The 20,844-nt window shown below is 65.8% G+C and carries 18 protein-coding genes; 8 read left to right on the forward strand and 10 right to left on the reverse strand.

From position 1 onward, the window contains the following. Window positions 1–81: 81 nt before the first annotated feature. The 4 genes from MCHLDSM_RS02580 to MCHLDSM_RS02595 are packed head-to-tail and all read right to left on the reverse strand — an operon-like array spanning window position 82 to window position 2,523. Window positions 82–984, reverse strand: a complete 903-nt coding sequence (locus tag MCHLDSM_RS02580; protein ID WP_234713826.1) for a M56 family metallopeptidase — start codon at window positions 982–984, stop codon at window positions 82–84. After that, window positions 981–1,406, reverse strand: coding sequence for a BlaI/MecI/CopY family transcriptional regulator (locus MCHLDSM_RS02585; protein WP_013470176.1), 426 nt, complete (start codon window positions 1,404–1,406; stop codon window positions 981–983). The genes MCHLDSM_RS02580 and MCHLDSM_RS02585 overlap by 4 nt, the downstream gene beginning before the upstream one ends. Beyond that, on the reverse strand, window positions 1,403–2,140 hold the full coding sequence (locus tag MCHLDSM_RS02590) for a TlpA family protein disulfide reductase (protein WP_327083146.1): 738 nt from the start codon (window positions 2,138–2,140) through the stop codon (window positions 1,403–1,405). Before MCHLDSM_RS02590 ends, MCHLDSM_RS02585 begins: the two co-directional genes overlap by 4 nt. Further along, on the reverse strand, window positions 2,029–2,523 hold the full coding sequence (locus MCHLDSM_RS02595) for a hypothetical protein (RefSeq protein ID WP_013470174.1): 495 nt from the start codon (window positions 2,521–2,523) through the stop codon (window positions 2,029–2,031). Before MCHLDSM_RS02595 ends, MCHLDSM_RS02590 begins: the two co-directional genes overlap by 112 nt. Window positions 2,524–3,123: 600 nt before the next feature. Between MCHLDSM_RS02595 and ripA the strand changes: the two genes are divergently transcribed. Further along, on the forward strand, window positions 3,124–4,545 hold the full coding sequence (gene ripA, locus MCHLDSM_RS02600; RefSeq protein ID WP_013470172.1) for an NlpC/P60 family peptidoglycan endopeptidase RipA: 1,422 nt from the start codon (window positions 3,124–3,126) through the stop codon (window positions 4,543–4,545). Window positions 4,546–4,634: 89 nt separating this feature from the next. Here ripA and MCHLDSM_RS02605 read toward each other — a convergent pair whose 3' ends face one another. Beyond that, window positions 4,635–6,149 carry a multicopper oxidase family protein gene (locus tag MCHLDSM_RS02605; protein ID WP_041789258.1) on the reverse strand — a complete coding sequence of 505 codons (1,515 nt, stop codon included), beginning with the start codon at window positions 6,147–6,149 and terminating at the stop codon, window positions 4,635–4,637. A 342-nt stretch (window positions 6,150–6,491) separates the two neighbouring features. Between MCHLDSM_RS02605 and MCHLDSM_RS02610 the strand changes: the two genes are divergently transcribed. Then, window positions 6,492–7,247 (forward strand): response regulator, encoded by a 756-nt coding sequence (locus tag MCHLDSM_RS02610; RefSeq protein ID WP_013470170.1) that lies wholly within the window; start codon window positions 6,492–6,494, stop codon window positions 7,245–7,247. After that, on the forward strand, window positions 7,247–8,404 hold the full coding sequence (locus tag MCHLDSM_RS02615; RefSeq protein WP_013470169.1) for a sensor histidine kinase: 1,158 nt from the start codon (window positions 7,247–7,249) through the stop codon (window positions 8,402–8,404). Before MCHLDSM_RS02610 ends, MCHLDSM_RS02615 begins: the two co-directional genes overlap by 1 nt. 38 nt (window positions 8,405–8,442) lie before the next feature. On the opposite strand, the gene MCHLDSM_RS02620 is transcribed toward MCHLDSM_RS02615, so the two are convergent. Beyond that, a complete protein-coding gene (locus tag MCHLDSM_RS02620) occupies window positions 8,443–9,402 on the reverse strand; it encodes an amidohydrolase family protein (protein WP_013470168.1) in 960 nt (319 codons plus the stop codon). A gap of 216 nt (window positions 9,403–9,618) precedes the next feature. Next, window positions 9,619–10,284 carry a DUF305 domain-containing protein gene (locus tag MCHLDSM_RS02625; protein ID WP_013470167.1) on the reverse strand — a complete coding sequence of 222 codons (666 nt, stop codon included), beginning with the start codon at window positions 10,282–10,284 and terminating at the stop codon, window positions 9,619–9,621. 470 nt (window positions 10,285–10,754) lie between these two features. Between MCHLDSM_RS02625 and MCHLDSM_RS02630 the strand changes: the two genes are divergently transcribed. Continuing rightward, window positions 10,755–11,435 carry an alpha/beta fold hydrolase gene (locus MCHLDSM_RS02630; RefSeq protein WP_234713827.1) on the forward strand — a complete coding sequence of 227 codons (681 nt, stop codon included), beginning with the start codon at window positions 10,755–10,757 and terminating at the stop codon, window positions 11,433–11,435. Between the two features lie 8 nt (window positions 11,436–11,443). Here the strand turns inward: MCHLDSM_RS02630 and ripC are convergent, their stop codons facing one another. The 3 genes from ripC to MCHLDSM_RS02645 form a co-directional block, all read right to left on the reverse strand. Continuing rightward, window positions 11,444–12,547: a peptidoglycan hydrolase RipC gene (gene ripC, locus MCHLDSM_RS02635; protein ID WP_063840598.1), complete on the reverse strand. Its 1,104-nt coding sequence runs from the start codon at window positions 12,545–12,547 to the stop codon at window positions 11,444–11,446. A 324-nt stretch (window positions 12,548–12,871) separates the two neighbouring features. Further along, window positions 12,872–13,588, reverse strand: a complete 717-nt coding sequence (gene ripB / locus MCHLDSM_RS02640; protein ID WP_013470164.1) for an NlpC/P60 family peptidoglycan endopeptidase RipB — start codon at window positions 13,586–13,588, stop codon at window positions 12,872–12,874. Window positions 13,589–14,185: 597 nt separating this feature from the next. Continuing rightward, complete coding sequence (locus tag MCHLDSM_RS02645) at window positions 14,186–15,391, reverse strand: DUF7373 family lipoprotein (protein ID WP_013470163.1); 1,206 nt, start codon at window positions 15,389–15,391, stop codon at window positions 14,186–14,188. 668 nt (window positions 15,392–16,059) lie between these two features. On the opposite strand from MCHLDSM_RS02645, the gene MCHLDSM_RS02650 reads away from it, so the two are divergent. The 4 genes from MCHLDSM_RS02650 to MCHLDSM_RS02665 all read left to right on the forward strand — a co-directional run bounded on the left by MCHLDSM_RS02650 (window position 16,060) and on the right by MCHLDSM_RS02665 (window position 20,656). After that, a complete protein-coding gene (locus MCHLDSM_RS02650; RefSeq protein WP_013470162.1) occupies window positions 16,060–17,280 on the forward strand; it encodes a L,D-transpeptidase in 1,221 nt (406 codons plus the stop codon). Between the two features lie 85 nt (window positions 17,281–17,365). Then, the gene (locus tag MCHLDSM_RS02655) at window positions 17,366–18,214 is read left to right on the forward strand and encodes a F510_1955 family glycosylhydrolase (protein WP_013470161.1); all 849 of its coding nucleotides are present in this window, start codon (window positions 17,366–17,368) and stop codon (window positions 18,212–18,214) included. Next, entirely contained in the window at window positions 18,171–19,244 is a 1,074-nt protein-coding gene (locus MCHLDSM_RS02660; RefSeq protein WP_234713828.1) for a hypothetical protein, read from the forward strand. The genes MCHLDSM_RS02655 and MCHLDSM_RS02660 overlap by 44 nt, the downstream gene beginning before the upstream one ends. Before the next feature lie 392 nt (window positions 19,245–19,636). Further along, window positions 19,637–20,656 carry a L,D-transpeptidase gene (locus tag MCHLDSM_RS02665; RefSeq protein WP_013470159.1) on the forward strand — a complete coding sequence of 340 codons (1,020 nt, stop codon included), beginning with the start codon at window positions 19,637–19,639 and terminating at the stop codon, window positions 20,654–20,656. The last annotated feature ends 188 nt before the right edge of the window (window positions 20,657–20,844 follow it).

The raw sequence follows: 20,844 nt of genomic DNA on the forward strand, positions 1-20,844 counted from the left end.
ACTAACTACGCTAGTACTGGTTTTCTGCCGACAGAGGTGCTGGGTTATCGCTCCACGGTTGGAATGTCACGTCCGGTGTCGTCAGCCGGCGGTGCAGGACGCTAGCCCGGTCAGGGCGGCGAAGGTGAGGAGCGTGGTCATGCCCAGCACGAGCGCTGCCCCCCAGGCGGCGTTTGAGCCGGCGATGCGCCCCGCGGATGAGCGGCGCCCGTCGAGCCGGGCCAGTCGCAGTTGGATGCACTCGCTGGCGATGCCCAGTGCGGGCGCCGGTGCGGGAGCGCTCTGCAAGGTCTGCAGCGCCCGGTGCAGGCCCCTGGGGCCGTGGGAGCGGGCGGCGTGCGCGTCGGCGTCCAGTTCGACCAGTGTGCGAACCAATGAGGGTGAGTGACGCATCAGGGGCAGCCATCCCAATCCCGCGGCGGCGGCCTGGGCGACGGCTATCAGCAGATGATGGCGTCGGCGCACGTGGGCGCGCTCATGGGCTTCCACAGCGCGCACGGCTGCGCTGTCGAGGCACTGCCGCAGTCCGGTGCTCATCACCACCAGCGGCGGGGTGCCAGCCAGGCTGTAGGCCAGCGGCTCGGTCGCCGGCAGCCACAGCACCGCGCCGGCGTTGGGGCTGTGGCCGGTCAGCAACCAACCCAGTTCGACGTGCTTGTCGTGCAAGCGACGTCGATGCCGGCCGATGCGGCTCAGCTGCCAACCTCCGCGAATGGCGGCGGCGCCCAGCGCGGCAGCACTGAGGATTCCCGCGACGGTATCCACTCCTCCGGGCGGACCCGCGTGCAGCGCCAGCCAGCACCGGTGCAGCAGTTCGGCCAGCCCTGGCAGCGCGACCGCGGCGAGCGTGACGCATACGAGCACACCCCACAGCACCAAGAGCACCGCGGCGTCGGTGCCGCGGCGGGTCAAGGCCCGCAATATCGGTGGTGTGAGGACACCGACGGCGAGGCCGCCGACGGTCCACCACATCACTGCGGTCACCGTCGTCGGCCCCGTTCTTTGAGCCCGCGGGTCAAGGCCCGCGATTCGGCGGTGGTGGCGCTGCGCGCGAAGTGCAGCAGCGCCGCGGCGGGGTCGCCGCTGTCAGCGAGTAGCTCGCGCAGCGCGTCGGTGGCCGCCTGAATGCGGTCGCGGGTGGCCTGATAGCTGTAGGCGCGCCCGTCGAGCTCGCGGCTCAACCATCCCTTGCGGTAGAGGTTGTCCATCACGGTCATCACGGTTGTATAGGCGGGCTTGCGGAGGGGTTCGAGTTCGTCGAGGACGTCACGGACCCGCACCGCGTCGTCGGTGCGCCAGACCACGTCCATGATCGCCGCCTCCAACTCGCCCAGCCCGGGCAACGGCCGAGTCTGGCGTGCTGCGGTGCGCCGCGATGCCCGGCTGGTCGTCTTGCGGGCTGTCATGGTCTCTGCCTTTCCCCAAGCGCGGCGGCGACGGTTTCGGTGACCTCGTCGACATCGCGAAGCACCTGCATCGGCAGGCGGCGCACGGAACCGTCGGTATCGACAAGGTAACTCAGCGGCAGCAGTTGCGGTGCCCGCAACGCGCCCGCGACCGCATCGGCGTCGGTGAACGACGGATAGCCGATATTCAGGTCGCGGACCAGGGCCGCAGCCGAGGACGGCCGGTCGCGCACATCGACACCGATAACCCGCACCGCGCCTGGGGTGTCGGTGTAGGCGTCGAGCACCGGCATCTCCTCGCGACACGGTGCACACCATGACGCCCACAGGTTGAGTAGTGTCGGCGCGCCGGCTACGGCTGCACCCACATCCACCGGCTGCGAGGACCCCAGGCACCGGGCCATCACCCCGGACAGTGTCGGCACCGGCGAGCCGCCGGGCAGTGGCGCCGGGCACGGCGCGGCGCCAGCTTCGGTGGCGGCGGGGTCTGCGCGCGCCTCCAGGTGGTTCTCTGCCAGTCGCTGCTTCGCCGGCGCGGACACCGGGTCGTGACTGATAAGTACACCAGCGACGGTGGCCGCCGCGACGGCGACCAACCCAGCCAACGCTCGACCCCGCACCGCTAGCTGTCGCGCTCGGGCGCTGGACCGACTGCGGTCACCGGATGCGACGGTACTCCCTCGCCTCCCACTGGGCAGGAACGCAATGTCGTTACCCGCCGCCACAACGCCCACCCCAGCACTGCCAACGACGCCGCCGCGATCGCGGGCTGAATCGGCGCCCACACGGTAAATGCCCCGCTGACGCCGACGGCGGCCACCACCAGTTTGTTACACACCGGGCAGCCCACCGCCAGCACCGAGCCGACGTTGGCCAGTATCCCGGCACGTCCCGGCGCCGCGGATACAGCCGCGCGGCCATGGACATAGGTTGCCGCCAGCACACCACTGAGCAATGCAGTCAGCGCCCACGCGGCGTAGCTCCACCACGGCACCGGCGTCATGCGAACGAAAAAGGGGTTGGCCAGCAAGGCGCTGGGAACGCCCACCGCCACAGCGACAACTGCGGCCGCCAACACTGCGACGGCGAGCTGCAGCCACACCACACGACGCGCCATCCTCTGACCACCATCCCGCACGCCCAGTCCCACAACGTTCCTCAGCTTAGTACTAATCCTCATAGTATTTAACGGTGCGGGTGATCGTGCGATACGGCCTTGTCGCCGGCTTGCGCACCGATGTGGGTGGCCGGTGCGCGGTCAGCGCCGCAATGCCCACGTTTGCGCTCACCACGCTCCCAGCACCGCGGTGATCAGTAAAACGGCGGCAAGCACAAAGACTTTGAGCCGAAGATCGATGATCAAGCTCATCCTCCCTGTGTCCGATTGGGCATGTGTCACTGGCCGAGACATCCCGGCCACCCCTAACTACTATCCTACATAGTAGCTACGTTGTGTAGGCCCGCGCCGCCGACGCCCAGCAGCTGCACTAGGTCACCGTTCGATGCGGATGACTCAACGGATCGCGCACGTGCCAGGCCCAGACCGTTATCACAATGAGACTGTGACCCATGTTTCCAGTGTGACAGTAGTGATGTACGTTGCGTGTACGTACTGGACAACTGCTTACTGGCTGGAGCCGTAGCTGCGCCAGGGGAGCTCTGACGGACGGCCGGCCGACGGTGATACGCCAGCGCCCCCGCTAAGGGAGATCATGTGATGAGGCCCCTACGCCACTGGGTCAGCCGCCTCACCGCCGTGACGATCGGTGTTGCCGTGCTGGCCTGTGGTGGTGGCGTCACCGCGCAGGCCTCCCACAATGGCACCGGCCATTCGGGTTCGGAGATCTCCGTGCTGGTCGCCGACCTCGCGCAGGCCAATCAGCGCCTGGCTGACATCGGCGCGCAGATTCAGGGGCAGCAGGAAGGTGTTAACAAAGCCCTGGTGGAGGTTGCCAACGCGCGTGATGCTGCCGATGCCGCGCGCCGCGACGTGCAGGCCAGCGAGCAAGGGATGGCCGATGCGAACGCGGCGATCGCCGCCGCTCAAAGGCGCTTCGATGACTTCGCCGCCGCTACCTACGTCAACGGCCCACCGCAAGCGCTGGTTTCGGCGGCCAGCCCGGAGGACATCATCGCCACCGCCAGCGCCGATCAGACCCTGGCGCTCAGCCACCGCAACGTGCTGACCGATCTACAGCGCGCCCGTACCGAGCAGGCGAATCGGGCGTCCGCGGCGCGCGCGGCCCAGCAGCGCGCCGACCAGGCAGCCGCCGATGCCGAGCGAAGTCAACAGGCGGCGGTGGCCGCCCTGACCGAGGCGCAACGCCAATTCGGTGTCCAGCAGGCCGAAGTCGATCGGCTCGTCGCCGATCGTGACGCCGCGCGGGCCCGTCTCGACGCCGCCCGTCCGGCGCCCTCACCGTCAACCCAGGCGCCTGCGAACGCCGCGGGCGCCGAGTCTGCGGCTCCGGATCGGTGGGACCGGCAAGGTCCGGCCGGGGCACCGGCGCCCGCCGACACCGGTCAATGGGACACCACTTTGCCGATGGTGCCCAGCGCCAACGTAGCCGGGGACCCCATCGCCATCGTCAATGCGGTCCTGCAGATCTCGGCGACCTCGGCACAGGTGACCGCCGACATGGGCCGAAAGTTCCTGACACAACTCGGGATCCTGCCGCAAGCCTCCGCACCCGCCGACCCCGGATTCACCAACGGGCGCATCCCGCGGGTGTATGGCCGCCAGGCAATGGAATACGTGATCCGCCGGGCCACGTCGCAGCTGGGTGTGCCCTATTCCTGGGGCGGCGGCAACGCGAACGGACCATCCCGCGGCATCGACCAGGGCGCCAACACCGTCGGATTCGACTGCTCCGGACTGATCCTGTACGCCTTCGCTGGTGTGGGCATCAAACTGGAGCACTACTCCGGCACGCAGTACAACTCCGGACGCAAGGTCCCCTCATCACAAATGCAACGCGGCGATCTGATCTTCTACGGCCCCAACGCAAGCCAGCATGAATCGATGTACCTCGGCAACGGGCAGATGATCGAAGCGCCCTACACCGGCTCGGTGGTTAAGATCTCGCCGGTACGCACCAGCGGCATGATGCCGTATGTCACCCGACTCATCGAATACTGAGAGCTCTCGAAGCTTTCCGGGCTGACATGACCGTTCGCCGCTGAGGGCGGCTGTTCGATGTGAGCCACCTTGTCACCGCCGAGCTGCGGTCAGTTGATGTAGTTGAGGCTGGTCATCATCCCGGCTTCCTGGTGATAGGTGTTGTGGCAGTGCAACATCCACTCGCCGGGGTTATCGGCGACGAACGACACGCGCAGCTGCTGCATGGGCAGCACGATCACGGTGTCCTTGCGTGCGCCGGGGCGCCCGTTGGTGGTGAGCACCTCGAAGGTGTGGCCGTGCAAATGCATGGGATGCCACATCATCGAGGTGTTCTTAAATGACAGCGTGACGCGTTGACCCTCACGGACTTCCAATGGCCGGGTGTTGGAGAACCGCAGACCGTTGATCGTCCAGTCGTAGGGCATCATCGACCCGCCCAGATCGGCCGGCAGCTCCACGTCGGCGCGCGCAGCCGGCAACGCCGCACCCGGGGCAGCGCCGAACATGTCAATGGTGCCGACACGACCCTGCAGCTCCGGAGGCGCATAGTCGGCGGGCGGTGGCGAACCCGCCCCGCTGACCAACAGTGCCCGTGCCGACGCGTTCTTTCCTTCCGCGGCCGCAACGAGCGGGAAGACGCCGTCGCGGGCGGTGACCACCACGTCGTAGCGTTCCCCCATCCCGATCAGCACCGCGTCAACTTCGGTGGGCACGACCGGAAAGCCGTCGGTGTGGGTCACCGTCAATTTGTGCCCGGCCAACGCGACCCGAAAGGCGGTGTCCGAGCCGGCGTTGATCAGCCGGATCCGCACACGCTGACCAGGCTTGACACGAAAACTGCTGGCGGCCTTCGGAATACGCCCGTTGATCAGATAGTAGGGGTAACTGACGTCTCCGGCGTCGCCACCGAGCAGTGAGCTGCGGCCCGCTCCCCCGACCCCCGGAACGGTTCCCCTTCCGGGCATGCCCGGCATGTCGCCCATCCCGGGCATGTCGTGTCCGCCCATTGAATTGCGAAGCCCGTCATAGATCTGGGCCGGGCTCGATCCGACGCCGTCGGTCCAGTCGTCGAGCATGACCACCCACTCGGCGTCATAGCTGCCCGGGTCGTTGGGGTCGTCGACGATGACGGGGAAGTACAAACCTGTGTCAGCGTCCAGTCCAGTGTGCGGATGAGCCCAGTAGGTGCCTGGATATGGAACGGAGAACCGGTAGGTGAAATCACGGCCGGCGGCAATGTCCGGTGTGGCCGGCGACGCGCCATCCATGTCGTTGCGCAGCGCGATGCCGTGCCAGTGCACCGACGTGGTGCGGTCGAGCCGGTTGCGCAGCGTGACGGCCAGTTCGTCGCCCACCGACGCGCGCACCAACGGGCCCGGAACCGTGCCGTTATACGAGACCGTCTGCGCCACCGTGCCGCCGAGATCTACACCCGTGCGATCCGCGGTGAGCGTGGCCGACACGGTGCGCCCGCTGTGCGGGCGGCGTGCCTCCGCGCCGGCAACCGCGTTATTGGGCACGACGACGGTGCTGCCGCGCGAGCACGCGGCCAGAGTCGCCCCGGCCGCCACCGTTGCGGCAAGAAAGCTTCGCCGACTCCACTGCCCGCGCAGTTCAGCCATTACCCGCACGCCCCTGTCGCGACTCATCTTGTCCGGGTTTGTCGCCGCGTACACCCCCATCAGAGGTGGCGACTCGGCGACTTTGGCGACCGCCCGCTGCGCCGAATAACGTCGCCGTGGCGACAACGACGAGCCCCCAACACAAGACCAGTACGCCGGTCAGCGCCAGCCAGAGCTGCCAGTCCCCGGCGGCGTCGAACGCCACTGGCGCCCATCCCATACTCATAGCGGCCTCCTTCGCTGACCACGATGCGAGCCGCAAGCCGCCGAAACGATAAGGGTCGTGTGAAGATTCGTTGAAGAATGCCGTGGGGCGTCACCGCGTAGCGGTGACCCGGCACCATGAACTCCATGAGCAACACATCAGTGCCCTCGGGTGAGGATGCGCGAGGCTACCGGGCGCTCGTGGTCGATGACGAGGCCGCGCTGGCTGAGGTGGTGGCCAGCTACCTGAATCGCGAGCACTTCACCACCCGCATCGTCGACAACGGTCCCGATGCTGTGGCCGTGGCCCGCGACTTCGACCCCGACGTGGTGATCCTCGACCTCGGTCTGCCCGGTATGGACGGGTTAGAAGTGTGCCGCCAGCTGCGCACCTTCTCCGACGCCTACGTGGTCATGCTCACCGCCCGCGACACCGAAATGGACACCATCGTGGGACTCACTGTCGGCGCCGACGATTACGTCGCCAAACCCTTCAGCCCACGCGAACTGGTGGCACGCATCCGCGCGATGCTGCGGCGCCCGCGCGCCACCCCCGAGCCCGAGAGCGACCGCGGCGGCGACTTACCGGCCCCGCTGTCGTTTGGGCCGTTGCGTATCGACGTGGCGGGCCGAGAGGTGTCTCTGGATGGTGAACCGATCCTGTTGACCCGCACCGAATTTGACATACTCGCCGCCCTGTCGGCGCGCCCGGGCGTGGTACTGAGCCGCCGCCAGTTGCTTGAGACCGTGCGCGAGGGGCCCTGGGTCGGTAACGAACACCTCGTTGATGTCCATATCGGCCATGTGCGACGCAAACTTGGCGACGATCCAGCCGCACCGCGTTACGTCATCACCGTTCGCGGCGTTGGATACCGCATGGGAAGCGGGCAGTGATGGCCACGCCGATGCGTCGGCGGCCCGGCATCGGTATGCGGCTGCTGATCGCTCAAACCATGGTGTTGCTGGCCGGCGCCATCACCACCTGGGTGGTCGCCGCAATCGTGGGGCCCCCGCTGTTTCGTGAACACCTACACCAAGCCGGCGTGGCTGCCGGTTCCGCCGAGGAGTTCCACGCCGACGAGGCCTACCAGTACGCCACCGCGCTATCGGTCGGCGGCGCGGTGGCCGTCTCGGCGTTGGTCGCGTTCGCTGTCAGCTGGTACGTCAGCCGCAGATTGCAGCGTTCCATCACTGAAGTGGCGTCGGCGGCCACCGCGGTCGCCGAGGGCCGCTATGGGATCCGGGTATCACCGCCGCACCTCGGTGAGGACTTCGACTCGCTGGCGCAAGCTTTCAACCAAATGGCAGCCCAGCTGCAGGCTGTCGACACCAGCCGGCGGCAGCTGTTCGCCGATCTTGCCCACGAAATACGCACTCCTGTATCGGTTTTGCAGGCCTACACCGAGGCCATCGAGGACGGTGTGCGGTCATTGACTCCCGACACCACCGCGATGCTGCGCGACCAGACTCAGCGCCTGGTGCGTTTCGCCGAGGACGTCGCCGCGCTGGCGCAGGCTGAGGAAAGCGCGACTTCGCTGGAGTTCGCCGACATCGACGTCGCCGAGCTGATCGCCAAGACGGCGGCCGCGCTGAGCGGGCGCTACCGCGCCAAGGCCGTGTCGTTGTCGACGCATCTGCCCACCACCGAGCTGCCGCCGCTGTGGGGCGATGAGCAGCGACTGTCCCAGGTACTGGCGAACCTCCTCGACAACGCGCTACGGCACACACCGCCGCACGGGCGGGTCGACGTGCACGCCGACACCGATGGCACCAGACTCCTGCTGCGCGTCACCGACACTGGCGAGGGCATCGCCGCGGAGCACTTATCGCATGTGTTCGAACGGTTGTACCGCGCCGATGCGGCCCGCACCCGCGACCACGGGGGCTCCGGGCTCGGCCTGGCCATCGCCAAGGCGCTCGTTGAGGCACACGGCGGCCACATCAGCGCCACAAGTCGGGGTGCGGGGACCGGGACAACGTTCACCATCGCGCTTCCGCTGCAACGCAACGTGGCCTCAGCGCACGCCGGCACGGTTGAGCGGGCACTCTGAACGTTCAAGCATCCAAAAGTGGTGGGCGGATGGAGTTCTCACACCCGCAGCAGCGCCTCCACGGTGGCGTGGGCAAGCTTCTCGCGGTCTACCGGACTGATCGGCGCCGTGTCCAGCAGCGCCCGTGCCGAGGCGTTGTCGGTGTAGGGATAGTCGACCGAGAAGATCAGCCGGTCGATGCCGACCGTCGACAACGCGCATTGCAGCGGCGGGAAAGTGGTATAGCCACTGGTGGTGAACCAGACGTTGGTTTGGAAATACTGCGCGACCGGTTGGCGCAACTCGGTCATTGGGCTCAGCACAGTGTCGATGCGGGCCAGGGCGAACGGAATCATCTCCCCCATATGCCCCACGATGACCCGCAACTCTGGGAGGCGATCGAACACCCCCGTGCTGATCAACCGCAGGACATGTAGTGCGGTCTCGGCGTGCCAGCCCCAGCCGGCGGTGGCCAGCAGATCGGCCAGCACCGGCGGCAGTCCGCCGAAGTAGATCTGTGCCACCTGCGGCGGCGGAAACGACGGATGCAGATACAACGGCACGCCCAAATCGGCTGCCGTAGACAGCAGCGGCGTGAAGTCCGGGTGATCGAGGAACCGGCCCTCGATAAGCCCGTTGATCATGGCGCCGCAAAAACCGAGAGTTCCCACCGCTCGCTGCAGTTCGGTCGCCGCAGCCTGCGGATCGCGCATCGGCAGCGCGGCGAATCCCGCGAACCGATCCGGATGTGCCGCAATGACTTCGGCCAGATCGTCGTTGGTTTGACGAACCACATCCACGGCTTGAGCTGCAGGCAGCGCTTCGGCGCCGGGCACCGTGTGGGACAACACCTGCATGTCGATGCCCGCGGCGTCCATGTCGGCGAGGCGGCCCGCGCCAAGGTCTTCCAGCTTGTCCTGGATTCGGGCCAGTTGAGGATGCTTGCGCAAGTTGGCCAGCGCTTCGGCCGGCTGCAGACCGGGATGGGCGTAGTGCTCTTCAATGGCGATGACCCGCATATCAACTCCCTCGGATTGCATGATCCCCTACCCGGTAGGGTATCTGGGTTTCAAGGAGGTGGGTTCCCGTCGGCCCGTTTACACAAACGCGGTGCTGTCCGAGGCGCCGGGCGGCAACACCTGGGTCTCACCAAAGAGCGGTCCCCGTGCCGGAGGGACAACACCGGCACGGGGACACGGGGGAAAGTTCGCCGTCTGAGGTCGGCGGGCTCGGCCCTACAGTGAGCCGAGGATCTGCTGCATCGTGTCGATTTCCTTCTGCTGAGAGGAGATGATCGCCCGCGCCATCTCGATTGCGGGCGCGAACTGACCGCTGTCGACCTCGGTTTGCGCCATAGTGATGGCGCCTTTGTGGTGTTCGGTCATCTGCGTCAGGAACAGCCGGCTGGCCTCGACACCTTGCGCGTCGCGCAGAGCGGTCATGTCTTGCTCAGACATCATGCCTCCGCCGCCGCTCATGTCTCCCATGTCATGTCCCGGCATGCCTGGCATGCCGCCGCCGGGCGACGTCGTGGCCATCCCCCAATCGGCCAACCAGCCCTGCATTTGTTGGATTTCGGGCCCTTGAGCCGCCTTGATCTGGTTGGCCAACGACACCACGCGCGGCTCGATGCCCTGCTTGGCCAGCAGCATGTCGCTCATCTCGATCGCCTGCTGATGGTGCGGGATCATTCCCTGCGCGAAGCTGGCGTCCGCGTCGTTGTGGGCTTGGGCCTGCGTGCCGCCACCGGCCGGCGCTGATGGTGCCGGCGTCGCCGCGGCCGAGGTCGTCATGGTCGCCATGTCATGCTCGCCCTGCGGATTGTCGCTGCTGCAGGCGCTCAACGCCACCGTGACCGCTGCCGCGGCCGCGGCGAGGGTAACGAACCGTTTGGTGTGCACACGAATTCCTTCCGTAGTCATCGGTGGTGATGCTTTGTCCCCGGTGGACGATGCGCCCGGCGGGCGAGCGCATGCCTGACATACCCGGCGATTGGCTGTCCACTCATCGGCTGCCAGCGTGGAGCCCAGACCTAAGGGTCGGCTCGTCATTCGATGAAGAATCGGTAAAGACTGCCGGCGGCGTCGCAACGCGATCAAGCCACTCATGTCGGAGCATGTCCGAGGTACGTCGAAGAATCGCCGCGGTCTGAGGGTTTCGGCCGCCCATAGTCGGGTGCGCGGACCGCACCTATCCGCACTTCAGCGGCCCCCGGGCGAGCCGCATATACCCTATAGGGGTATTTCGGAGGGAACCGATGTCTAGCGGCAGTGTTTACACGACCCCCGACGGGTCGACGATCGCCTACGAGCTCACCGGCCGGGGACGGCCCGTTGGTTATGCCCATGGAGTGTTGCTCAGCAGGGCGCGCGTGCGGCGCCTGGAGCTGTTCGACATAGATGCCGTTGCTGCCGGTCGCCGGCTGCTTACCTACGACCAGCGCGGGCATGGCCACTCCACCGGGCGCGCGGTCGCCGAGGATTACCGCTTCGAGCGCGCCGCCACCGATCTGCTGGGCGTACTCGAGGCCGCGGCGATCGATGAGCCCATTGACTTCGCCGGCTCATCCCTGGGTGCGGCGGCCGTGCTGTGCGCGGCCTTGGCCGCGCCGGAGCGGTTCGGCCGACTGGCACTGCTGATTCCGCCGGTTTCCTGGGAAGCAGGCCCGCGCCCGGCCCGCCAGTGGTACGCCGATACCGCGCGCCGCATAGACGAGATCGGCCCGGCGGTGTGGCGCAAAGAATGGGCGCAAGCTGCACCGTTGCCCATCTTCGCCGACTATCCGCAGGCGAAGTTCAGCCCGGATGTCCCCGACGAACTGCTCGCATCGGTGCTCCGCGGAGTCGGCCTGTCGGAGCTGCCCGACCCGGACGCGCTGGCCGCGCTGCACCATCGCACGCTGATTTTGGCGTGGGACACCGATCCCCTGCATCCGGTGTCGACCGCGGCGCGCCTGCATGTGCTGATGCCCCACTCCACCTTGCACGTCGCCCGTTCGGTCGCAGACGTCAAGACGTGGACACAGCGAACCGCGGAGTTCTTTGGCGGCTGACCTGACGCTTAGTAGCGGCGGGCGTTGTGGATCGGAGCGTTCGAGATGGGCGACACCTTCACCGGTGTGCCGTACGTCGAGGCGTGCACCATCATCCCGTCACCGATATAGATGCCCGCATGAGAGACATCGGAGTAGAACGTCACGATGTCACCGGGTTGCAGGTCCGAGACTGCGACCGGTTGACCTCCCTGCGCCAGCGCCTGACTCGAACGCGGCAGCGACTTGCCGTTCTGCAGGAACGCCCACTTGATCAGCCCCGAGCAGTCGAAGGCATCCGGACCCGTGGCGCCCCACGAATAGGGAGCACCCACCCGCGTCAATGCCGCCTGCACCACAGCCACTCCCTCGCCCGTCGGCGGTGCCGCAACGTCGCCCGGCGGCTGGCCGGGCATCGCGATAATCGCCGGGTCAGCCGGGGGCGGAACAGGCGGCAGTGGTGGAGGCGGCGGACCCGGATCGGCCAAGGCGGTGCGCTGATCGGGCGTCAGTGCGTCGTACTGTGCCTTCACCGCGGCGATCTGGCGCTGCAGCGCACTTTGCTTGGACTGCAGCTCGGCGCGCACCGCGGCCGCCTGCTCCGCAGCCGAACGCGCAGCGTCAGCCGATGCGGTTGACGCCTGGGCCGCCATCACGGCCCGCTCGTTGGCTTTCTGGAAAGCCCGCATCTGGTCGGCCATCTCGGTGGCCATCGCCCGCTCGACCGAAAGCTGATCAATCAGCTGCTGCGGAGAATCGGCGGAGAGCACCGCCGATACCCCGTCCGGGCGACCACCCATGTACATCGCCGCCGCGACCTTGTCGACGGCGCCCTGATACTTGATCAGTTCCGCCTTGGCCGCTTCCAGTGCCGCCTCGTCGGCGGCCTTGCGGTCCTCGGCGTCCTTTTGCGCGGCAAGTTTGGCGTCCAAGTCCAACTGCGCCGAGTGCATGGCCTCAGTGGTCTGTTCGGCCGTGCGGGATAACTCGTTAAGCCTGGCCAGCGCGTCGGTGGCCGGATCGGCGCTCACATTGCCGGCCACCATCGAGCCCAACACCGCCGCAGCCGCAAGCGCGCCACCAAGCCATCGCCCAAACGACGAACCCCTACGTGCTTTACGGTCGAGTTTCAAAACGGACGATCCTTAACTGCGATGGCCGAAGTCCGGTGAAAGTACGTAGGTCTCGAATAGGTTACGAAACGGACACGGAGTTGTCCATGCGGAGCGGGCAACTGGCGCAGCGCTTGCGGTCCCGTCCCTAGCGCACAGCGGCCCGCGACAGCGCTTCGCGGGCCGCGACAGCGCTTCGCGGGCCGTGGTGGCCTCACCGTTGTGGTGAAGTGTGTGCCGTCCCAACGGTGGCTGGGCGTGGCGACCCAATGCCGCGTTGCGTGTCCGAACACGCGTCGGGTCCGAATGCCGCACCAGTGATGGCTCGCCTCGCCGACTGTGCGCTCAGGACTCGATGATGCGCACCAGGTACGGCGACATGCCGGCGGTGCGCAGTGGATGAACGCCAACCTGGCCGTAGCTGCTGGCCGACTCCAGTACTTGACCGTTGCCGAGGTAGATGCCCACATGCTGGGTGCCGCCCGGCCCGTAGAAGATCAGGTCTCCACGCTTGGCTTGCGAGGGTGGAATCTTGCGGCCGGTGTTGTACTGGTCGCCGGAGAACTTGGGAATCAGCACCCCGACGCCGGCGAAGGAGAATTGGGTGAATCCCGAGCAGTCATAGCCCACGGTGTTCGCGCCGGAGTCCACGCCTAGCGACGGTCCGTTCGGCTTGCCACCGCCCCAGGAATAGGGAACACCGATCTGGGAGGCCCCGCGCCGGATCACGTATTCGATCGCCTGGCTGCCCCTGACTCCCGTGAGGCGCCCGGGAACCGCGCTGGGCGGCACGGCGGTTTCGCCGCCGATCCCGAGGCTGCTGAGGAACTTTCGGCCCAGCTCCATCGTCGTCTGCGTGGCGAGGCGGCTCACCTCGAGCGAAGCGTTGGCGATCGCGACCGGATCACCCGGCGCACCGGAACTGACGATCTTCGGCAGCGTCGGATCCCACTGCGCGTCTCCCGGCTCCGCGGACGCGGGCGTGGCGAGTGTGGTCAGAACTAACAGCGCGCAGCAGGCTATCCCCATCGCCCGGGTGAAGCGCAGATGCCTATGGCGCATGGACTTTCACCCTCTCCAGTCACAAGGCGTCTGACGACAGCTGCGGCGCGCCGCTATCCCGGCGGCCGAAACTCGCATCCCCGGTCGCGGCGTCGGTCGATCGTGCGCTGATCGCGAAGCGGTGGAAACGTTGCTGGCCTGCGGCTTACGGGTGCCCGGCGCATCGCGGCTCACCGCCGGACGCAACCTCCTTACGGCACCAAATGCTTCGGAGGTAGCCGGAAGCATCGACGCAGCGACGACATCAGCCCTTCCCATCGGAGACTCCTTAACTGCGTAATCAGGCGCTGGGAAAGATCCGCGACGCTTTCAAAACAAGAGCCAGATGTGTTTTCCCACAACGCAACATACATCCCTTTCGCACCATTAATAACGCTAGTCACACAATTGCAATCTTCGTAGTTAGCCCAGGACAACGCCTTTGATCAGGGCAAACGACCACCAAACCCGTGTTGAGACCGATACGTGAATCGCTAGTACTGAGAACCGCAGTACTGGGCCGAGCATCAGCGTCCCGACGGTTCTGCACCTGTTGGCAAGCTGGTGTACCGGACGGTGAGGCTTAGGCTCGGCACGGCGCTACATGGGCCGTTTGAGTTAGTGCCCGAGCAGCAGTATGTACTGAGCCGCGACTTGCTGATGTGCATCCTCGAGTGACGGTGATCGTGCCTCGATGACGTATCGGTCCACCGGTGCGACGCAATAGAAGCCCTCTGTGACTTGCATGCATTGGCTGGCGGGCATGAATTCGACGCGATCGACGAGCTTCCCTGCTGAAGCTTGGATATCAGCGGTGAACTCGTCGACCATGAGAAGCGCGGCGTAGGCGTCTGACAGGCGGTATATGTTCGTCTTGGCTCTAGCCGTCAAATCCATGACCGTGTCGTCGAACAAGGCAGACGACCAGATCGGGTCGTTTTGGAAATGCAATGCCCCGCGTTTGCCGAATCGTGCATTCTGTACCGTCGTGGCCTGGTCCGGCGGCAGCAGCAGCGTACGCGCCAATAAGCCGGTGGGATCGAGGGCGATTTCGGCGAAATCTGCTGGATCGGTCGCCGGGAACTGGTCGATGATGACGCGTTGGCGGTTGATGACGTTTGCCACGAGCCGTGCTGCTGGCGCCGGGCCGCCGACCGATACGGCAACCTGGGCAAGTACATACGGGCCGTGGAAAGCAAAGGAGCGCATAGCGATCCACTGGCGTCCCTTCTGGGAGTCCGTGACGGTATAGCTGATGGCCAGCGCCTCGGGGTGTCCGGGAATCGAGACTTGTTGTGGCGACGCCCAGTTGCTCGGTTCGGTCAATTTCGTTTTCCGGAGGTCGGAGACCGCTGCAGCCGCCGACGGCGGGTCGCCAAATCGCAGTACAGCGTTCAGCAGGCTCTTCCCATTTTCAGCCTGGCGCGCGGAGGCGAATCCGTTGATGAAGTTGTGTCGGCCCGACACGGCCGCCAGTTCAGGCGGCCCTAGTGTCGTCAGCGCGTCGGCGTCGGTCAGCACGCGTGCACCGAACGAGTCTTGCACCTTAAGGGCGGTATCGACTTCCCATGGACCGACGACAAAGTTGGCCATCCGCTGAGCCTCCACCAGTACCCCCCGTACATGCGTGCCCGCGGTTCCCAACGCTGGGCGCGGCGTGGTCGGGTAGGGGCCCACGTCGAGCAGCGTGGGGTCCACGACCATTTGCGGCCCGTCGACGGCACTGACCGGTGCGCCAGGTACCATCGTGGTGCACGCGCCGACAATCGACGCCACCGCGGTAAGCAGCGCCACCCACACCGCCGGGGCCGGTCCGATCGACATCCGCAACCCCGCAGTCCTCAATAATATGGCGGCCCAGACCCCTGGGGCTGCAACACCGGATTCCTGTTCGGCCGAGCTACATTCGGTGGTCGACAGCTGTGCAGGCCACGTCACGTGTCGACCTCACTCGCACTCGACACGATGTCGCGGAAGGCAAGTCGTTGGTGTCTCGTCATCCACAGATCCCGTGCTGGCACCCCAAGTTCCCGTAGCTGCGGATGGATGCCTACATCTCCCAGAACTACGGCCAGCGTGCATACTATGGCACATAGTAGTGACGGTTCCATTGCGGCTGACGAGTCGGCAATTCCTGATACAACCCCACACAGCCGCCTTGGCGGCCCGCACCCGTTCGACCAACGAGGGGCAGGCCGGACCTCCCCTGCAGCGCAGCACGGGTGCGTTGAGCGGGCAGTGTCAACTGAGTATTTGTACCGCAGGCCCGCTAGTATGTACGTACGGAAATAGTAGATGGCGGGGACCGGCTCGGAGTTTGATGGCAGAGGATCGGGGAATGCTTTACCGAATCTTTAACGAAGGACTAGTGCAGCCATACACGAGCCAGCAACTCTGGAGTTGATCATCGCCGTCGCGCCGCGAACGGCCAGGGGTGAAGGCTGCTCGTACCTGCGGGTTGAAAGGCAGCGAAGGCAGAGAGGGGAAGAGCGATGCGGCGGATCGGTTCGGTGACCGGTCGGCGTGGGTCGCGGTTCTGGTTGATCGCCCTGGTGACGCTATCGGCGGTGGCGATGGTGCTCACCGGCTGCACCAGCAAGCCGGCTGCGCCAGCACCTCAGGTGATCGCAGAAAAGGGCGATCCATATAGCGACCTGTTGGTGCCCAGGCTGCAAGCGTCGGTCACCGACCAAGCCGTCGGCGTACCGGTGGACGCCCCGGTCACAGTCACCGCCGGCGACGGCGTCCTGGGCACCGTCACCATGGTCAACGAAGCGGGCAATCCGGTCGACGGACAGCTCAGCCCCGACGGACTGACCTGGGCGACGACCGAGCCGCTCGGTTACAACAAGCAATACACCCTCAACGCCGAGGCGCGTGGACTCGGCGGCATCGCCCGCAACAGCATGACATTCCAGACGGCATCGCCGGAAAACCTGACAATGCCCTACGTCCTGCCCAACGACGGTGAAGTAGTGGGTATCGGCCAGCCCGTAGCGATCCGCTTCGACGAAGACATCCCCAACCGGTTGGCGGCGCAAAAGGCCATCAAAGTGACCACCAACCCACCGGTAGAGGGCGCGTTCTACTGGCTCAACAACCGCGAAGTGCGTTGGCGCCCAGCCAAATACTGGAAACCCGGCACCACGGTCGAGGTGACAGTCAACACCTACGGCGTCGACCTCGGCGATGGCCTCTTTGGCCAGGAGGACATCACCACCCGGTTCAGCATCGGCGACGAGGTCATCGCCACCGCTGACGACAACACCAAGACACTGACCGTGCGGCGCAACGGTGAAGTGGTCAGATCCATGCCGCTTTCCATGGGCAAGGACAGCACCCCCACCGACAACGGCCCCTACATCATCGGCGACCGGTATTCGCACCTGATCATGGACTCCTCGACCTACGGTGTGCCCGTCAACTCACCCGAGGGGTACCGCCTCGAGGTGGATTGGGCCACACAGATGTCCTACAGCGGCATCTATGTGCATTCCGCGCCGTGGTCGGTGGGCAGCCAGGGCCGCGCCAACGTGAGCCACGGGTGCCTCAACGTGAGCCCGGCGAATGCAATTTGGTTCTACGACAACACCAAACGCGGCGACATCGTCGAGGTGGTCAACACTGTCGGACCGACGCTCTCGGGTACCGACGGTCTCGGGGACTGGAACATCCCATGGGAGCAGTGGCGCGCAGGCAACGCAAACCTGTAAACCCCCGGCCGAGCACGGGATTCATGGCTGCAGGCACTACGATCCGGGTTCGTAGCGGAACTTTGTGAGCGAGAACGGAGTAAGCATGCGCTCAACACTGGTTGCGCTGCTGGGCATTACGGTGTTGGTGGCCGGCGCATGCTCAAACACCGAGACGAAGTCGAGCCAAGGCGACTCCAGAGGTCTTGCACACATCCACGGCCTAGGCATCAATCCCGCCGACGACGCGCTGTACGCCGGCACGCATTACGGCGTGTACCGGCTCGCCAGCGAGCGCGATCCCGAACTCGTCGGCGGCGTCGTGCAGGATTTCATGGGCTTCACCGTTGCCGGACCCAATCACTTTCTGGGCAGCGGCCATCCCGGCGCGGACGACCGCGATGCCCCACCGTCGCTGGGACTGATCGAGACCACCGACGGCGGACAATCGTGGGCATCGGTGGCGCTGAGCGGCGAGGTCGATTTTCATTCCCTCGACTACCGCCACGGCCTCGTCTACGGCCTTGACAGCGGCAGCCAGACCGTGATGGTGAGCACGGACAAACGCACGTGGGATCGACGCGCCGCCATCAGCGCCGTCGACATCGCCGTGTCACCGCGCAATCCCAACGAGATCCTGGCGACGACCGCCGACGGTCTGATGCGCAGCCTCGACCAAGGCAGGACGTTCACGCCAGTCGCCGCGCAACCCCAACTGGTCTTGCTCAGTTGGCCCGACGACGGCCCCTTGATCGGGGTCGATCCCACCGGAACCGTGTATGCCAGCGAGGATTCCGGCACGACGTGGCAAGCGCGACGGGCCTTGGGCGAGCGCCCACAGGCGGTTCTTGCACGAGGTGGTGGGGTCGTGTTCGTAGCGACCGAAACGGGAATCCAGCGCTCGACCGACGATGGATCCACCTTCGAGTCGTTTTATGCCTTCGCCGCACAATGAGCACGAACCGGACTTGAGCAGGCGCACCACGCCTGCCGAATCCGGCCCGTGGAGTGCGGACAAGCTGGCAGCTGCAGCCGATGAAACCGAGACACGACTGCACAGGTATGCCGTTGCCGGCTTGCTGCACCGGCAACCCGACGGAGATTTTGAACCTGACTCTTTGCACCGCCTGAGGCTGATCCAGTTCGCGCAGAGCAGGGGCATAACCGACGAACACCTGGCCGCAGCGATCACCAGCCAAGGCGACCTGCTCAGCATTTTCGACGAACTCGTCCCCGCCGCCGATGCCACGGTCAGCCTCGTCGACGTCGCCCACGACCTCGGTCTCGACGACACCACAATCACGGACCTAGCCAGGATCATGGACTGGGACGACGTCGGTGCTGGAACACAATCCGACGTAGCCACCCTGCAAGTAGCGGCCAAAGCGCTGGCACTCGGGATGCCCCGCGATGCCCTGATGCAAATAGTCCACGTCTTCGCCGACGCCACCGACCGCCTGGCCGACGCCATCGTGCGCACCTTCCACAACTACGTCCACGAACGCTTCCGCGCCCAAGGACTCACGGGCCCGGACCTGCTGGCGGCCAGCGAGGCAGTCGGCAAACCACTGCTCGACCTCGTCGAACCCACCCTTGTGTATTTCCACCGGCGGGCCTATCAGCGCGCCAACCGCGAAGACCTACTTCGCCATCTCGCCGAGCCGACCACACCGCCGTCGACCACACCTGGCCAGGAGCAGGCCACCGTCCTCTTCGTCGATCTGGCCAGCTTTACCCCACTGACCGCGACCATGGGCGATCATGCGGCAGCTGAAGTATTGCGCAGGTTCGGCATCACAGTGCGCAGCAGCGCCGCACAACACCGAGGAAGGATCCTCAGGCGCGCCGCCGGCCAGTTCCTGATCACCGAGACCTCCGCGACGCGACCGGACATCATCCCCCAAGCCGACTTCACTGCCCTGCCCCGCGGCGACTCAGGGGAATTCCCGATCCGATGTGTCTTGTCGAAGTCCGGCAGCGCATAGGCAGCCGCTCTACCCGCACGACGGACCCCGTGTGCGGCATGCTCCTGCATCCCGCCGACGTCGTAACCCAAACACCTTGGATGGAACGGAATGCATTTCTGTAGCGAGGCCTGTAAGCAAGCATTCGTCGACCACCCCGATCGCTTCGTCACCACTGAACGCCGTTAGGCAAGCCGCCAACTACCGCGCCCGCCACCGCCTACCAGAGCATGAGTGTTCATCGAACACCATTGCTGTGTTCGCACAACACCAGACGCGCCGGGGACTGCCGTGACTGGGTGCTGCCATCTGAACTACTGGCCGCGTACGTACACAGTAGACTGGCCGGCGAGGCATCGCAGCCTGCGTACCGTACGACACTCGACAACACTCGCGTATGACCGGAGGTGACAATGCGCAAGCACACCAGGTACAGGCTCGCCGCAGCGATCGTCATGGTCGGCCTGGCCTCGGTTCTGGCGATAGGCAGCCCATCTGCGCTGGCACAGCCCGGTGTGCCACCACCTCCTCCGGCCCCCATCGATCCGGCGGCGGCGCCACCTCCGCCAGCCGATCCGTTCGCGTTCCCGCCGCCACTTCGACCAGCGGATCCGTTTGCGCCACCGCCACCGAACCCGTTCCTGCCGGCTCCGTTGGCGGCGACGTCTCAGCCGGTCCCGGAAGGCACCCCGGCGGGGCAGAACCCGACTCCGTACGTCGGGGAGCCGGTTTTTGCGCCGCCGTCGTTCAACCCGGTCAACGGGTCGATGGTGGGCGTCGCAAAGCCGATCTACATCAACTTCGCCCGGCCGATCGCCGACCGCGCGATGGCCGAACAGGCGATCCACATCTCGTCGAACCCGCCGGTGCCCGGCCGGTTCTACTGGACGAGCGACACCCAGGTGCGGTGGCGACCCCAGGACTTCTGGCCCGCGAACGCCACCGTCAACATCGACGCAAGCGGCGCCAAGTCCAGTTTCCGCACCGGCGAGTCGCTGGTGGCGACGATCGACGACAAGACGCACCAGATGCAGATCCACCGGAACGGGAAGCTGGAGAAGACGTTTCCGGTGTCGTTAGGCAAGAAGGGCTTCGACACCAAGAACGGGACCTATTACGTGCTGGAGAAGTTCGCCGACATGGTGATGGATTCCTCGACTTATGGCGTGCCGGTCGACTCGGCGGAGGGCTACAAGTTGAAGGTGCAGGACGCCGTCCGGATTGACAACAGCGGCATTTTTGTGCACAGCGCGCCGTGGTCGGTGGCCTCGCAGGGCAATTCGAACGTCAGCCACGGCTGTATCAATCTCAGCCCGGCCAACGCGCAGTGGTTCTTCGACAACTTCGGCAGCGGTGACCCCGTCGTGATCAAGAACACCGGTGGCGGCCTGTACAACCAGCCCGACGGCGCCTCGGACTGGCAGATCTTCTGAGCCGACGTCGTCCGCGGCGTTGAGAACCGCGATGCACGCGCGCTGCTGCATATGTGGGGTAGGCATGGAAGATTTGGGCAACCCTATGACCTCGCCACAACGTCTATCGTGCGCTGTCGAGAACGCCGTTAGCCCGGGCCAGTTCAACGTTGACAAGATGGCGACATCCCCGCGTCGGACCACCGCGC

Source organism: Mycolicibacterium chlorophenolicum (assembly GCF_001044235.1).
GTDB lineage: Bacteria > Actinomycetota > Actinomycetes > Mycobacteriales > Mycobacteriaceae > Mycobacterium > Mycobacterium chlorophenolicum.

Bases quoted from the DNA above. Each gene is read 5' to 3' on its own strand.
- MCHLDSM_RS02585 (WP_013470176.1), bottom strand. From the start codon at position 1,406: ATGACAGCCCGCAAGACGACCAGCCGGGCATCGCGGCGCACCGCAGCA.
- ripB (WP_013470164.1), bottom strand. From the start codon at position 13,588: ATGCGCCATAGGCATCTGCGCTTCACCCGGGCGATGGGGATAGCCTGC.
- MCHLDSM_RS02605 (WP_041789258.1), bottom strand. From the start codon at position 6,149: ATGGCTGAACTGCGCGGGCAGTGGAGTCGGCGAAGCTTTCTTGCCGCA.
- MCHLDSM_RS02620 (WP_013470168.1), bottom strand. From the start codon at position 9,402: ATGCGGGTCATCGCCATTGAAGAGCACTACGCCCATCCCGGTCTGCAG.
- MCHLDSM_RS02660 (WP_234713828.1), top strand. From the start codon at position 18,171: ATGGATCCACCTTCGAGTCGTTTTATGCCTTCGCCGCACAATGAGCAC.
- MCHLDSM_RS02615 (WP_013470169.1), top strand. From the start codon at position 7,247: ATGGCCACGCCGATGCGTCGGCGGCCCGGCATCGGTATGCGGCTGCTG.
- ripA (WP_013470172.1), top strand. From the start codon at position 3,124: ATGAGGCCCCTACGCCACTGGGTCAGCCGCCTCACCGCCGTGACGATC.
- MCHLDSM_RS02645 (WP_013470163.1), bottom strand. From the start codon at position 15,391: ATGTCGATCGGACCGGCCCCGGCGGTGTGGGTGGCGCTGCTTACCGCG.
- MCHLDSM_RS02650 (WP_013470162.1), top strand. From the start codon at position 16,060: ATGCGGCGGATCGGTTCGGTGACCGGTCGGCGTGGGTCGCGGTTCTGG.
- MCHLDSM_RS02665 (WP_013470159.1), top strand. From the start codon at position 19,637: ATGCGCAAGCACACCAGGTACAGGCTCGCCGCAGCGATCGTCATGGTC.
- MCHLDSM_RS02655 (WP_013470161.1), top strand. From the start codon at position 17,366: ATGCGCTCAACACTGGTTGCGCTGCTGGGCATTACGGTGTTGGTGGCC.
- MCHLDSM_RS02595 (WP_013470174.1), bottom strand. From the start codon at position 2,523: ATGGCGCGTCGTGTGGTGTGGCTGCAGCTCGCCGTCGCAGTGTTGGCG.
- MCHLDSM_RS02610 (WP_013470170.1), top strand. From the start codon at position 6,492: ATGAACTCCATGAGCAACACATCAGTGCCCTCGGGTGAGGATGCGCGA.